Genomic DNA, 14,109 nt, shown 5'->3' with positions numbered 1-14,109 from the left:
CAGACCAGCGGGTTGATAGGCCGGAAGTGGAAGCACAGCAATGTGTGGAGCTGACCGGTACTAATAGGCCGAGGACTTGCCTCACCACAACCACGTCCTGAAACACAAGCGTGTCTCGCGTCCACTGTGCGGTTCTGAAAGAACCGAACACCCCCCAACACCCCAGCCTCCAGGGCTGCGTGGTGGTGGGGTCCGGTCAACTTTCACAGCGTTACGGCGGTCATGGCGAGAGGGAAACGCCCGGTCTCATTCCGAACCCGGAAGCTAAGCCTCTCAGCGCCGATGGTACTGCCCGGGGGACCGGGTGGGAGAGTAGGACACCGCCGGACACCATTCACCTAGGGGGCTACAGCAATCGCTGTAGCCCCCTAGGCGCATTTCTGGCCCCATTCACCCGAACACGACGAGGTACGCACCATGACTTCTCCGCGACGCGGCTCCGGCGGTCCCGACCGAGGCGGTCGGGGTCGCACCCCCGGCGGCGCCGGCCGCCCGTTCCGGCCGGCCGGTGACCGGCGAGGCGGGGGACCCCAGGGTCCTCGAGGTGGTTCGTCACGTGACGACCGCGGCGCAGGCAACCCCGGGGAGCGGCCCGCCCGGCAGGACCGGCCCGCCCGCGGGGACGGTCGAGGCGGGTCCGCGGACCGGCCGTCGTGGCAGGACCGGCGTCCGGCCGGTGGAGCCAGGGACGGTGACCGTCCGGATTGGCAGGACCGTCGTCCGCCCGCCGGTGGGCGGACCGGTGGTGGCCGTCCCGCCCAGGAGCGTGGCGGTGAGCGTGGGGGCGGCGCGAGCTGGCAGGACCGGCGTCCTGGTGGCGCGGGTCGTGGCGGCGATGGCGGCGGATGGCAGGGCCGCGGTGCCGGCGGGCATTCCGGAGGCCGACCCGCCCCGGCCGGTCGGCGCCCGGGTGGTCCCGATCGTGGGGGTGACCGGCCGAGCTGGCAGGACCGCGGTGCCGGGCGTCCCGGAGGCGGTGGGCAGGACCGCGGCGCTGGTCGTCCCGGTGGGGGTGACCGGCCGAGCTGGCAGGACCGTGGCGCCGGGCGTCCCGGTGGGGGTGACCGGCCGAGCTGGCAGGACCGTCGTCCGGGCGGGCCGGGTGCGCGCGGTGCGGGACCGCAGGGTGGCGACCGCCGTCCGGCGTCCGGTGGTCGACGCGACGACCGGCCCCAGTGGCAGGACCGCCGGCCCGGCGGCCAGCGGACGGACGGCCCGCCGTCCGGTGGGGAGCGCGGTGACCACCGGTCCGGTTCCGGTGCGCCGGCTGCCCCGCGGTCGGGTGGACGGCCTGCCTGGCAGGACCGTCGCCCGGAGCGTCCCGCGGGTGAGGAGCGACCGGGCGCTCGGGAGCGCGCCCGGCTCAGCGGCGAGTGGACCCCGCGCTACGGCGCAGGCGCCCGGCCTCGGGTGGACGAGCCGACCGGTGGGTCCGGCCGCGACCGTGGTGCCCGCCCGTCGTGGCAGGACCGGTCGCCGTCCGGCGGTGGCCGTCCCGACCGTGGTCGACCGGAGCGCGGTGGGCGCCCGGAACGGGGCGCCGACGAGCGGCCGGTCGGTCCGCCGATCCCGGAGTGGGCCGACCCGAAGCAGCTCGACGGTTCCGTCCGGCGGGCGCTGAAGGGTCTCGAGCCGCGGAACGCCGGCGTCGTCGGGCAGCACCTCGCCGCGGCCGGCGGGCTGCTCGAGGAGGACCCCGCCGCAGCCCTCGTCCACGCCCAGGCAGCCCGGGGCCGCGCGTCGCGGATCGCCGTCGTGCGCGAGGCCGTCGGGGTGGCCGCGTACCACGCCGGTGACTACGCGGAGGCCGCTCGCGAACTGCGCGCCTACCGCCGGATGAGCGGGGACGAGTCCTACCGCGCCGTCCTCGCCGACTGCGAGCGCGCGCTGGGGCGACCCGACGCGGCCCTCAAGCTCGTCACCGAGGCGCTGGCCGCGGGTCCCGACGAGGACGAGACCGTCGAGCTGCGGCTGGTCGAGGCCGGCTCCCGGCAGGACCTCGGCGAGCTGCCGGCAGCGGCACTGGTGCTCGAGGCCGCCCTGGGTGGCCGGCCGGACCCGGCCGACCTGCGGACCGGTGACACCGGTCAGCTGCGCCTGGCCACCGCGTACGCGGACCTGCTGGAGACCCGGGGCGACGTCGCCCTCGCCCAGCAGTGGTTCGAGGCGATCATGGACGCCGACCCGGACGACGAGACCGGCGTCGCCGCCCGCTTCGACGACGTGGACGACGACACCGATCTCGGGGACGACGACACCGTCGACGACGAGGTCGAGTTGCCCGACGAGGTCGAGTTGCCCGACGAGGTGGAGCTGTGCGACGAGGCCGAGCGGCCCGAGGACGAGCAGGAGGCCGAGCTGGCCGACGGCTCCGACGACGCGGTCGGAGGCGACGCCACCCCCGAGGTCGCGGCGGCCGACGACGAGCTCTTCGCGGACGGGCTCGCCGGCGACGCCGACCTCGCCGAGTACGACCCCGACGAGCAGGACGTCGAGGAGGAGGTGGCCGAGCTGCTGGGGGAGATCCCCGTGCCCGGCTTCTCCGACCCGCAGACGACCGATGTGGCCGTGCAGCCCACGCGTGGTCCGCTGCCCGACCGGTCGGAGATGTTCGCGGCACCGGGTGAGCGCGGCGAGGAGCACGAACCACCGACGACCTGACGCTCGTCGTCCACATCCGCCGGGCCCGTCCACAGATCGTGGGCGGGCCTGGTGGCGTCCGGGCGCCGGTCGGACGCTGCTGGCATGAGCCTGTCCGTCATCGACCGCAACGACGTCGCCCTGCGTGGGCGGCTGGCCGCACCCGTGGAGCTGCGCGAGCTGCCCAGCGGGGACACCCTGCTGGTGTTCCGGCTGACCGTCCGCCGCCCGGCGCCCCGCTCCCGTGAACCCCGCTCCCGCGAGCCCCGCCAGGACACCATCACCTGCGTCAGCTTCACCCGGGCCCTGATCACCCGGTCCTCCGGCTGGCAACCGGGTGACCTCTTGGAGGTGGAGGGCTCGCTCCGCCGCCGGTTCTGGCGCACCCCCACCGGCCGGGCGGTCGCCCACGAGGTCGACTGCCGGCGGGTGCGCAAGTGCCGGGTACCGGTCCGCCGGCCCGAGTCCGAGCTCGACGCCGGGTGAGGGCCTCAGTGCGGCCGGAACACCAGCCCGGTGCGCGGCTTCGGCACGAACAGGGTGGACTTGCGCGGCATCCGCGCTCCCGCCCGCGCGACGGCGGCGACGTCGGCGGGCGAGGAGGACCGCAGCAGCAGGGCCACCCCGCCCGTCCCGCGCGCCAGCCGGAACGCCTCCTCCAGGTCGTGCGCCACCAGCACCGCCGCCGGGTCGTCGGGCAGCCCCCACGACCCCGACAGCAACCCGTGGTGGGCGAGCACCACGTCCAGCGACCGCCAGGCCGCGGGTGCCTCGCCGGGGATGCGCGCGCGGGCGGCGGCGGAGGGCTCGGACAACCGCGCCGTCCGGTGGCCGTCGGTGACCAGGAAGCAGGCGCTGCCCGGCTCGCCCACCCATGCCTCGGCGACCTGCTCGGCCGGACCGCCCAGGCGCTCGACGGCGAAGTCGCGCTCGGCCAGGCCGGTCGCCCGCTCGAGGTCCAGGCCGGGCACCACCCGGTGGATCGCGTGCACCCGCAGCCCGCCCGGGCCCATCGGGGTCAGCAGCGCGAGCACCCGGCCCGGTGCGCCGGCGGCATGGGCCCGGGCCGCGGCGAAGCGGTGGTGGCCGTCGGCGATCACCGCGCGGGTCTGCGCCAGGCCGCCGACCACCTGCTCGACGTCCGGCCCCGCAGCCACCCGGCGCAGCTCGTGCCGCACCCCGTCGGTGTCCACGACGACCAGGTCCGCGGGCCGTTGCAGCACCCGGGCGGTGGCCTCGGTGACGGCGTCGTCCGGGTCGTGGGCCAGCACGATGGGTTCCAGGTCGGTGCCGGTCGCCGCGAGCAGCAGCCGGCGGCCCTCGACCGCGGGGGCGAAGACGTCCTCGTGGGGCAGCACCGCGGTCGACCCCGGAGCGGGCAGCTGCACCGCCCCCAGCCAGCCGGTCGTGACCGAGCCGGCCGGGCCGGCCATGCGGTAGCACCACAGGGCGGGGGCGTCGTCGTGGACGAGGACCCCCTCGTCCCGCCACGCGGCCAGCGTGCTGGCCGCCTGGGCGGCGGAGCGGGCCGCGCGGTCACCCGCTGGCTGCCCCGGGGCGGCCGGCACGTCGGGCAGGATCAGCCGGACGACGTTGTGCGGGTCGGCGGCCGCCAGGCGCTCCCGGCCGCCCGAGGTCACCAGGTCGTAGGCCGGGGAGCTCACCCGGGCCAGCTGCTCGGGGGACCGCGCCGCGTAGGTCAGCGCGCGGAAGGGGTGCACCTGCAGCCCGGGGTCGGCGGAGCTGGGCGGGGGCACCCCGCGATGGTAGGAGCCACGGGACGGGCGCCCGCCGGGCCGCTGTGGTCGGATTCCCCGGTGACCTCCGAGCACCCCTCGCCGCCCCCGCTCGCCCGGGGCGCCGCCCAGGCACCCGACACCCTGCACGACGTCGCGCTGCTCGACCTCGACGGCGTGCTCTACGTCGGCCCCGATGCGGTGCCCGGCGCGGCCGAGGCCCTCGAGCGGGCCCGGGCGGCCGGCATGCGACTGGGGTTCGTCACCAACAACGCGGCCCGCACACCCCAGGAGGTGGCCGCGCACCTGACCGACCTGGGCATGCCCGCCGACGCCGGCGACGTCATCACCAGCTCCCAGGCGGCGGCCACCGTGGTCGCGCAGCGGTTCGGCGACGGTGCTGCCGTCCTGCCCGTCGGGGGACCCGGCGTGGCGGCCGCGCTGCGGGACGCCGGCCTGCGCGTGGTCGACAGCGCCGAGGACGACCCCGTCGCGGTCGTGCAGGGCTACGGCCGCGACGTCGGCTGGACCCAGCTCGCGGAGGCCGTCGTGGCCGTCCGCGGCGGCGCCACCCACGTGGCCACCAACGCCGACGCGACGATCCCCTCGCCGCGCGGCGTGCTCCCCGGCAACGGCGCCCTGGTCGGCGTGGTCAGCACCGTCACCGGCCAGCAGCCGCTGGTCACCGGCAAACCCGACCCGGCCATGCACGCCGAGTGCGTGCGGCGCACCGGGGCCCGCAGCCCCCTCGTCGTCGGCGACCGGCTCGACACCGACATCGAGGGTGGCCGCCGGGTCGGCGCGCCCACGCTGCTCGTGCTGTCGGGGGTCACCACACCGGCCGACCTGCTCGCCGCCGGTCCCGAGGCGCGGCCCGACCTGCTCGCCGAGGACGTCGGGGGCCTGGACCGCCCCCACCCCGGTGTCCGGGCCGAGGGCGAGGCCTGGCGGTGCGGAGCCTGGGTGGCGACCGCGGGCGACGACGGTCTGGAGCTGCGCCGGACCGACGACGCGGCGGACGGCGGCCCCGAGGACGACGGGCTGGACGGCCTGCGCGCGCTGTGCGTGGCGCACTGGGCAGCCACCGTCGACCGGGGCGCCCCGGCGGACGTGCGGGCCGCCGACGACGCGGCGCGGGAAGCCCTCGGCCGGTGGGGCCTGGCGGGCCGGTGACCGCGGCGGACGGCCCGGGAGCGGTTACGGACCCGAGCCGGTTCCCCGGCCGGGTGCTCGGCCAGGTCCCCGGCCGCGGTCAGAGCAGGGCGCGCAGCCGGAGCATGTCGCGCAGGCCGGCCTCCAGCTTGACCCGTCCCGAGGCCCACGCCGACCCGAAGCCCAGCTCGCCGGTGGTCAGCGCCACCAGGTCGTCGCTGGCCGTGGTGATGCGGATGTCGGCCTTCGGCACGCCGGGCCCGTCGGGCACCGCCGCCATGCCCTGGGCGCTGCCGTTCACCAGCCGGCCCTGCACGACCTGGCCGAGGTCTGTCAGCCGACAGGACACCGAGCGGTCCAGCCCGGCCAGCGCGGGGTTCGCGGCCAGGTCGCCGACGAAGCCCTTCAGGGCGGTCATGCACTGCTCGAGCGTGGCCACGGTCGGCTGCCTCCTGGGCGCGTCGGGTGCGGGGTCGCGGGCACGCTACCGCGCCCCCGGACCCGGGCCGGTCGGGTCCCGGCGCCGCCGTGCGGTCCGCCGCCGGCCGGTAACCTCGCAGGGGCGACCGGCGCCCGGCCCGGAGCGCCCGACGGCGGGAGGAGGCGGCACCTGTGAGCACCTCGGGGAGACCTCGACCGGGGGCGTGGCTGCGTCCCGCGCCGGACGCGTCCCCGACGGCACCCGCAGCGCCCGCGGCCCCCGCGGTGGAGGACGACCTGGCCGCCCGCCTGGCGCGGCTGCCGGTGGGGGAGCACGCCGAGGTCCTGACCGCCGAGCACGAGCGGCTGCACCGGCTGCTGGCCACCGTCGACCAGCTGTGAACCCACCTCGTCGCCCGGGGCCTCGCTGATGGCCCGGCGTGCCCGGCTGGACGCCGAGCTCGTCCGCCGCTCGCTGGCCCGCTCGCGCGAGCACGCGCAGTCGCTGATCGCCGAGGGCCGGGTGAGCGTCGCGGGGCAGACCGCGACCAAGCCGGCCACCGGGGTCGAGGCCGGCACGCCGGTGGTGGTCCGGGACGACCCTGGGGCGCCGTCCTGGGTGTCGCGGGGGGCCCACAAGCTCATCGGCGCGCTCGACGGTCTCGGCGTCGACCCGGCCGGCCGCCGGGTCCTCGACGCAGGCGCCTCCACCGGCGGGTTCACCGAGGTGTGCCTGAGCCGCGGGGCGCGCGAGGTGGTCGCCGTCGACGTCGGCTACGGCGAGCTGGCCTGGTCGCTGCGCACCGACGATCGGGTCGCCGTCCACGAGCGAACCAACGTGCGCACCCTGACCCCGGACGACATCGGCGGGCCGGTGGACCTGGTGGTCGCCGACCTGTCCTTCATCTCCCTGCGTCTGGTCCTGCCCGCGCTGCTGGCCTGCACCGACCCGGCCGGTGAGCTGCTGCCGATGGTCAAGCCGCAGTTCGAAGTGGGCCGCGAGCGGCTCGGGGCCGGCGGCGTGGTCCGCGACCTCGGCCACCGGGCCGACGCCGTCCTGTCCGTCGCCCGGGCCGCCGCCGACGCCGGGTGGGGCACCGCCGGTGTCGTCGCCAGCCCGCTGCCAGGTCCGGCGGGCAACGTCGAGTTCTTCCTCCACCTGCGCACCGACGCACCCGCGCCGGACCCCGCAGCCGTCGAACGAGCAGTCCAGGAAGGCCCCCAGTGACCGCCAGCCAGCCAGCCGACCGCACCGCCTGCACCCCGGCCGACGGCGTCCGGCGGGTGCTGCTCGCCGTGCACACCGGCCGGGCCGACATCATCGAGCTCGCCCGCGCCTCCGCCGAGCGGCTCACCCGCGCCGGGCTCGTCGTCCGCCTGCTCGACGACGAGGCGGTCGACCTGGGCATCGAGGGCGCCGAGGTGGTGCCCTTCGGGCCCGGCGCGGCCGAGGGCGCCGAGGTGGTCATCGTGATGGGCGGCGACGGCACCTTCCTGCGCGCCGCCGAGCTCGCCCGCGCCACCGACGCCGCGCTCACCGGGGTCAACCTCGGCAAGGTCGGGTTCCTCGCCGAGACCGAGCCGGAGACCGTCGAGGAGACCCTCACCGCCATCGAGCAGTGCGAGTACTCCGTCGAGGAGCGGCTCACCCTCGCCGTCGACGTCTTCGACGCGGCGGGGGAGCGGGTCGGCGGCACCTGGGCGCTGAACGAGGCGTCGGTGGAGAAGACTGAGCGGTCGCGGGTCCTGGACGTCGTGCTCGCCATCGACGGCCGCCCGCTGACCAGCTTCGGCTGCGACGGCGTGCTGGCCGCCACGCCCACCGGTTCGACGGCCTACGCCTTCTCCGCCGGCGGGCCGGTCGTGTGGCCCGACGTCGAGGCCATCCTGGTCGTCCCCACCAACGCGCACGCCCTGTTCGCTCGGCCGCTGGTCACGTCGCCGCAGTCGGTGCTCACCGTCGGGGTCCCGGCCGACGGCACCCGGGCGCGGGTCTCGGCCGACGGACGGCGGACCGTGGAGATCCCGGTGGGCGGACGGGTCGACGTCCGGCGCTCGGACCGGCCGGTGCGCATCGCGCGGGTGCAGCCACGCAGCTTCGGTGACCGGCTGGTCGCCAAGTTCGGCCTGCCCGTCCGGGGTTTCCGCGGCGCCCGCGGGCACGCCGGTCCCGGCCACGAGCTGCCGCGCGGCCGCAACGTGCTGCTGCGCGAGGACACCGCCGACCGGCAGGCGACCGGGGGTGCCGATGGCCAGGCGTGAGGCCCGCGCGGCGGCCGTCCCGCCCCGCCCCGCTGCGCCGGCCGGCCCGCCCCGCAACGGCGCGCTGACCGAGCTGCACATCCACGGCCTGGGCGCGATCGACGACGTGACCCTCGACCTCGACCCCGGGTTGACGGTCGTCACGGGGGAGACCGGCGCCGGCAAGACGATGGTGGTGACCGGGCTGAGCCTGCTGTTCGGCGGCCGGGCCGACCCCGGGCGGGTCCGGGCGACGGGCCGCGCGGGTGTCGAGGGCCGGCTGGCGCTGCCCGGGGACTCGCCGGTCTGGGCCCGGGCGGCCGACGCCGGCGCCGAGCCCGACGAGGACGGCACCCTCATCCTCGCCCGCACGGTGAACGCCGAGGGCCGCTCCCGCGCCCACCTGGGCGGCCGCAGCGTGCCGGTCGGCGTGGTCGCCGAGCTGGCCGAGGACCTGCTGGCCCTGCACGGCCAGACCGACCAGCTCCGGTTGACCCGGCCGGCCGAGCAGCGCCGCGCCCTGGACCGCTACGCCGGTGCCGCCCAGCTGGAGCTGGTGGAGCGGCACCGGCAGGCCCACGCCCGGTGGCGGCAGCTGGCCGAGGACCTGGAGCGCCGCCGCACCCAGACCCGTGAGCTGGCCCAGACCGCCGAGGTGCTGCGCCGGGGCCTGGAGGAGATCGCCGCGGTCGCCCCCGAGCCCGACGAGGACACCCAGCTCGACGCGCTGGCCGCCCGGCTCGGTGACGCCGACGCGCTGCGCGCCGCCGCCGACGAGGCCCGGCTGGCCCTGGTCGGCGACACCACCGGCGACCTGGGCGGCACCGACGACCTGCCGCAGGACGCCGTCACCGCGCTGGCGGCCGGGCAGCGGGCGCTGGCCGCGGCCGGGGACCCCCAGCTGCGCGCGCTGGCCGACCGGCTGGCCGACGCCGGCGCGGTGGTCGCCGACATCGGTGTCGAGCTGGCCGGGTACGTCGCCGACCTGGACGCCGACCCCGCCCGGCTGGCCGAGGTGATGGACCGCCGCGCGGCCATCACCGCCCTGGTCCGCGGCTACGCCGACCCCGCGAGCGGCGTCGGCGGGGTGCTGGCCTGGGCCCGCGACGCCGAGGAGCGGCTGGGCCGCCTCGACGTGTCCGACGAGGCCCTGGAGCGGCTGGCCGCCGAGCGCGATGCCGCCCGGGCGGAGCTGCGGTCGCTGTCGGAGCAGGTGACCGCCGGGCGGCTGGCCGCCGCCGACGGGTTCGCCGCCGACGTCGGGCGGGAGCTGGCCGGGCTGGCGATGGCCGCCGCCCGGGTCTCCTTCTCAGTCGACACCGACCTCGAGCACCCCGGTCCCGACGGCGCCGACGAGGTCGCGCTGCTGCTGGCCGCCCACCCCGGTGCGCCGGCCCGCCCGGTGCACAAGGGTGCCTCCGGCGGCGAGCTCTCCCGGGTCATGCTGGCCATCGAGGTGGTCTTCGCCGGGGCCGACCCCGTGCCGGTGATGGTCTTCGACGAGGTCGACGCGGGGGTGGGCGGCCAGGCGGCGGGCGAGATCGGCCGGCGGCTGGCCCGGCTGGCCCGCGAGCACCAGGTCGTGGTGGTCACCCACCTGGCCCAGGTCGCGGCCTTCGCCGACACGCACCTGGTGGTCGACAAGTCCGCCGACACCGCCGCCGGGGTCACCGCCACCGACATCCGCGCGGTGCGCGGCGAGGACCGGGTGCGGGAGTTGGCCCGCATGCTGTCCGGGCTCGCCGACAGCGACACCGGTCAGGCACACGCCCGCGAGCTGCTGGAGAAGGCCGCCGCGGGCCGCTGACCGGGCCTCTGACCTTCCCGGTCAGGCCGGGCGCTTGGCGTAGCTGGCCAGGCCGAACTGCAGCAGCGCCAGCCCCCGCTCGCCGGCGGCCCGCAGGTCGTCGGCCAGCCGGCCGGCCCGGTCGTCGCCGTCCGGGGCAGGTGCCAGCACCCGGTCGCGGGCCAGCTCCAGCAGCGACTGGTACAGCCCCAGCACCGCGTGCGCGGCCAGCCACGGCTCGAGCTCGCCGGGCGCCGCCCGGGTCTCCAGGGTGATCTGCTCGGCGAGGGCATCGGTGAGCTGGCCGAGGATCTCCCGTTCGCGCACCTGCAGCGTCCGGGACCCGCGGATGACCCGGGCCATCTCCGCCACGGCCTGCGCCGCGGCGGGGTCGCCCAGCCGGCTGCACGCCGCGACGATGAAGCTGCCGGCGGCCGCGGCCACCGACTCCCCGGCCGGACGGCGGCGCACCGCGTCCAGCAGCGCGGCCTGCATCGGCGGGTCGGCCTCGAAGACCAGGCCCTCCTTGACCGGGAAGTGGTTGAACACCGTCTTCTCCACCACGCCGGCGCGCTGGGCGATCTCCAGCACGCTGACGTGGTCGAAACCGCGCTCGGCGAACAGCGCGGCGGCCGCGTCGACGATGGCCTCCCGGGTCTGCTGCCGGCGCAGCTCGCGCAGGTTCACCCCGCGCCGGCGGCGCCGCGGGGCCCGGTCCTCGGCGACCGCGGGAGCGGGCTCGGGTGCCGGGACGGCGGCGGGCGCGGCGGGGCGGTCGGCCAGCGCGCGGCCCACCTCGTCGGCGGCCTCGACGCGGGCCTGCGCGGCCACGACGTCCTCGGGTCGTCCCGTTGCCGTGGCTGCAGCCGGCGCACCGTCGCGGACGACCTCGTGCACGGCGCGGCCGGGGTCGGGAGGGGTCGTCGGGACAGTCGCTGCAGCTCGCCCCGAGCGGGCCCCACCAGTCACCCGAGCCACGCTAGAGGGGTCTCCTGGAGGCCCCCGACGGGGTGCCCGGCCCGGGCCCGGCGTGTCGGCCGACCGCGGTGTCGGCCACTCTCCGTGAGCGGACGACTGCCTCTCACCGTCGCCCGGGAGCGCGTCGGGCAGGGGGCCGGTCGGGGCCACGTGCGACGATCGCGACCATGCGTATCGGTTCCCTGCGGCGCTCGCGTGCCACCGAGACAGCTCTCGGGGTCAGCGGGACCGTGCGGCTGGACCGCCGCACCAAGAACCTGACCAAGCGGCTGCGGCCCGGCGACATCGCCGTCATCGACCACGTCGACCTCGACCGCGTCAGCGCCGACTCCCTCGTCGCCTGCAAGGTCGCCGCCGTGGTCAACGCCGCGGCGAGCACCTCGGGGCGCTACCCGAACCTCGGCCCGGGCATCCTCGCCGCGGCCGGCATCCCGCTGGTCGACGGCGTCGGCCGCGAGGTCTTCGCCGCCGTGAAGGAGGGCGCCACCGCGCGGCTGGAGGGCAGCACCCTCTACGTCGGCGACGCGGAGGTCGCCTCGGGCACCGAGCAGACCGAGGAGACCATCGCCGCCTCCATGGCCGAGGCGCGCGCCGGGCTGAGCACCCAGCTCGAGGCGTTCGCGGCCAACACGATGGAGTACATGAAGAAGGAGCGGGCGCTCCTGCTCGACGGCGTCGGCGTGCCCGACGTCCGCACCGACCTCGAGGGCCGGCACGTGCTCGTCGTGGTCCGGGGCTACGACTACAAGGAGGACCTCGCGGCGCTGCGGTCCTACGTCCGCGACTACCACCCCGTGCTCATCGGCGTCGACGGCGGCGCCGACGCGCTGATCGAGGCCGGCTACCAGCCGGACATGATCATCGGCGACATGGACTCGGTGTCCGACGACGTCCTGCGCTGCGGGGCCGAGGTGGTGGTGCACGCCTACGCCGACGGCCGGGCCCCCGGCCTGCAGCGCGTGCTCGACCTCGGCGTCGACGCCATCACCTTCCCGGCCGCGGCCACCAGCGAGGACATCGCGATGCTGCTGGCCGACGAGAAGGGCGCCACCCTCATCGTCGCCGTCGGCACGCACGCCACCCTGGTCGAGTTCCTCGACAAGGGCCGCGGCGGCATGGCCTCGACGTTCCTCACCCGCCTCCGGCTGGGCGGCAAGCTGGTCGACGCCAAGGGCGTCAGCCGCCTCTACCGCAGCCGCATCTCGACCATCGCCCTCGTCCTGCTGGTGCTGGCCGCCCTCGTCTCCATCGGCGCCGCCCTGGCCGTCTCGACCGCGGGCCGCATCTACGTCGACCTGCTGGTCGACCAGTGGGACAGCCTCGTGTTCTGGTTGGAGAACCTCTTCTCGTGATCGACTTCCGCTACCACCTCGTCTCCCTGATCGCGGTCTTCCTGGCCATCGCCCTCGGCGTGGTCATCGGCACCACCGCGCTCAACGGCGGCCTGCTGGACAACCTGCAGACCCAGGTCAGCGGCCTGCAGGAGGACAAGCGCGGGCTCGAGGACACCAACCAGGGCCTGCAGGCCCAGCTCGACGCCACCGGCGGCTTCGCCGAGGAGGTCGGCCCCGCCCTGGTCGCGGACACCCTGGTGGGCCGCTCGGTGGTGCTGGTCATCGGCAACGAGGACGTCAGCGCACCGGCCGTCGACGAGATCACCGCCCTGCTGGGCGACGCCGGTGCCACCGTCACCGGCACGGTGCGGCTGACCCCGGCCTACAGCGACCCGGCCAGCGAGAGCAGCCTGCAGACCTACGTCACCGGGCCCGGGGCCCTGCCGCCCGGCGTCACGCTGCCCGAGGACGCCGGCGACACCGGCGCGCTGGTGGGCAGCCTGCTGGCCCAGGTCCTCATGGTCGCCCCGGGCACCGACGGCGGCGCCCCCGTGGTGCCGGCCACCACCGCGACCGCGCAGGTGCTGGCCGGGCTGTCCGCGCTGGGCGTGCTGACCCAGGAGAGCGCCAGCGTCACCGCCGCCGACCACGCCGTCTTCCTGACCTCGGGGTCGCTGTCCGGCGACGACGCGGCCCAGCGCAACGCCACCCTGGTCGAGCTGGTGACCGCGCTGGACCAGCAGGGCTCGGGCACCGTGGTCTCCGGCGACGCCGGTGCCGCCGCCGACGGCGGGCTGGTCGGCACCATCCGGGCCGACCCGACGGCCTCGGCCGCGGTGTCCACCGTCGACAACGCCAACGCCCCCGAGGGCCGGATCAGCACCGTGCTGGCGCTGTCGGCCGAGGGCGAGGGCACCTCGGGCAAGTACGGCACGGGCGAGGACGCCCAGCCGGTGCCGCCGGTGCCCTCCCTGCCGGGGGCGGGCGGCTGATGGCCGGCCGGCTCGCGCTGGCCGCGGCCGGCGCCGCGCTGACCACCGCCGGGCTCGCCGCCGCGCGGGCGGCGGCGGGGCGCCCCGGCGCCGTCCGCTGGCGACGCACCAACTACGCCGGCCGCCCGGTCACCCTGCTGGGCGGGGCCGCGCTCGCGACGTCGGCGACCCTCACCGCCGCGGCGGGCGCGCCGGCCGGCTTCGGTCCGGCCGCGCTGCTGGTCGGCGCGGTCAGCGGGGTCGTGGGTGGCTACGACGACCTGGCCGGTGCGCGGCCGGACCAGGCCCGGGACAAGGGCCTGGCCGGCCACCTCGCGGCCTTGCGCGCCGGCCGGGTGTCGGCCGGGGCGGTCAAGGTCGCCGGCATCGGCGCGGCCGCGGCCGGCGCCGCCCTGCTCACCCGCCGCGGCACCGGGGCGGGCGCGGTGGCCGACGCCGTGCTGACCACCGGCCTGGTGGCCGGCACCGCCAACCTGGTCAACCTGCTGGACCTGCGGCCGGGCCGGGCCGCCAAGGCCGGCGCCCTGCTGGCCGGCACCACCCTCGCCGGGCCGACCGGGGCCCTCGTGGCCGGCCCGCTCGGGTCGGCGCTGGCCGTGCTGCCCGACGACCTCGGCGAGCGGGTCATGCTCGGCGACGCCGGCGCCAACGCCCTCGGGGCGGTCCTCGGGCTGCGGCTGGCCGCCGGGCGCTCCCGCGGCGCCCGAGTCGCCGTCCTCGGGGTCGTCACCGCCCTCACCCTGGCCAGCGAGAAGGTCAGCTTCACCCGCGTCATCGAGGCCACGCCCGGCCTGCGCGAGCTGGACCGGCTCGGCCGGCGCCCGGCCTGA

The 14,109-nt window shown here is 77.3% G+C and carries 12 protein-coding genes and 2 rRNA genes; 11 read left to right on the top strand and 3 right to left on the bottom strand.

What is annotated here, in order from left to right; genetic code table 11:
• The 4 genes from BLT39_RS21705 to BLT39_RS21685 form a co-directional block, all read left to right on the top strand.
• Window positions 1-84: ribosomal RNA gene (locus BLT39_RS21705) — 23S ribosomal RNA — on the top strand; the annotation flags it as partial.
• A 128-nt stretch (window positions 85-212) separates the two neighbouring features.
• Window positions 213-329, top strand: a 5S ribosomal RNA gene (rrf, locus tag BLT39_RS21700).
• Window positions 330-1,410: 1,081 nt separating this feature from the next.
• Entirely contained in the window at window positions 1,411-2,661 is a 1,251-nt protein-coding gene (locus BLT39_RS22625; protein WP_091069394.1) for a tetratricopeptide repeat protein, read from the top strand.
• 84 nt (window positions 2,662-2,745) lie between these two features.
• On the top strand, window positions 2,746-3,126 hold the full coding sequence (locus BLT39_RS21685) for a single-stranded DNA-binding protein (protein WP_091069391.1): 381 nt from the start codon (window positions 2,746-2,748) through the stop codon (window positions 3,124-3,126).
• Window positions 3,127-3,131: 5 nt separating this feature from the next.
• Here the strand turns inward: BLT39_RS21685 and BLT39_RS21680 are convergent, their stop codons facing one another.
• Complete coding sequence (locus tag BLT39_RS21680; protein ID WP_091069389.1) at window positions 3,132-4,397, bottom strand: DUF1015 family protein; 1,266 nt, start codon at window positions 4,395-4,397, stop codon at window positions 3,132-3,134.
• A gap of 60 nt (window positions 4,398-4,457) precedes the next feature.
• Between BLT39_RS21680 and BLT39_RS21675 the strand changes: the two genes are divergently transcribed.
• Entirely contained in the window at window positions 4,458-5,549 is a 1,092-nt protein-coding gene (locus BLT39_RS21675) for an HAD-IIA family hydrolase (RefSeq protein WP_242658613.1), read from the top strand.
• Between the two features lie 79 nt (window positions 5,550-5,628).
• Here BLT39_RS21675 and BLT39_RS21670 read toward each other — a convergent pair whose 3' ends face one another.
• Window positions 5,629-5,967: an SCP2 sterol-binding domain-containing protein gene (locus BLT39_RS21670; RefSeq protein WP_091069385.1), complete on the bottom strand. Its 339-nt coding sequence runs from the start codon at window positions 5,965-5,967 to the stop codon at window positions 5,629-5,631.
• 411 nt (window positions 5,968-6,378) lie between these two features.
• Between BLT39_RS21670 and BLT39_RS21665 the strand changes: the two genes are divergently transcribed.
• Genes BLT39_RS21665 through recN form a run of 3 tightly spaced genes read left to right on the top strand, consistent with a single transcriptional unit; the run spans window position 6,379 to window position 9,996 of the window.
• Window positions 6,379-7,176: a TlyA family RNA methyltransferase gene (locus tag BLT39_RS21665; protein ID WP_091069382.1), complete on the top strand. Its 798-nt coding sequence runs from the start codon at window positions 6,379-6,381 to the stop codon at window positions 7,174-7,176.
• Window positions 7,173-8,210, top strand: a complete 1,038-nt coding sequence (locus BLT39_RS21660; protein WP_091069378.1) for an NAD kinase — start codon at window positions 7,173-7,175, stop codon at window positions 8,208-8,210. The genes BLT39_RS21665 and BLT39_RS21660 overlap by 4 nt, the downstream gene beginning before the upstream one ends.
• Entirely contained in the window at window positions 8,197-9,996 is a 1,800-nt protein-coding gene (gene recN / locus BLT39_RS21655; protein WP_091069431.1) for a DNA repair protein RecN, read from the top strand. The genes BLT39_RS21660 and recN overlap by 14 nt, the downstream gene beginning before the upstream one ends.
• 21 nt (window positions 9,997-10,017) lie before the next feature.
• Here recN and BLT39_RS21650 read toward each other — a convergent pair whose 3' ends face one another.
• Window positions 10,018-10,806: a TetR/AcrR family transcriptional regulator gene (locus BLT39_RS21650; protein WP_242658612.1), complete on the bottom strand. Its 789-nt coding sequence runs from the start codon at window positions 10,804-10,806 to the stop codon at window positions 10,018-10,020.
• A 314-nt stretch (window positions 10,807-11,120) separates the two neighbouring features.
• On the opposite strand from BLT39_RS21650, the gene steA reads away from it, so the two are divergent.
• Genes steA through BLT39_RS21635 form a run of 3 tightly spaced genes read left to right on the top strand, consistent with a single transcriptional unit; the run spans window position 11,121 to window position 14,109 of the window.
• Window positions 11,121-12,305 (top strand): putative cytokinetic ring protein SteA, encoded by a 1,185-nt coding sequence (gene steA, locus BLT39_RS21645; protein WP_091069369.1) that lies wholly within the window; start codon window positions 11,121-11,123, stop codon window positions 12,303-12,305.
• Window positions 12,302-13,279, top strand: a complete 978-nt coding sequence (locus BLT39_RS21640) for a copper transporter (RefSeq protein WP_091069365.1) — start codon at window positions 12,302-12,304, stop codon at window positions 13,277-13,279. The genes steA and BLT39_RS21640 overlap by 4 nt, the downstream gene beginning before the upstream one ends.
• A complete protein-coding gene (locus BLT39_RS21635; RefSeq protein WP_242658611.1) occupies window positions 13,279-14,109 on the top strand; it encodes a hypothetical protein in 831 nt (276 codons plus the stop codon). Before BLT39_RS21640 ends, BLT39_RS21635 begins: the two co-directional genes overlap by 1 nt.

The organism is Klenkia brasiliensis (genome assembly GCF_900100695.1).
Lineage (GTDB): Bacteria > Actinomycetota > Actinomycetes > Mycobacteriales > Geodermatophilaceae > Klenkia > Klenkia brasiliensis.
Note: the sequence above shows the minus strand (reverse complement) of the source record. Positions and strands in the feature narration are given on the sequence as shown.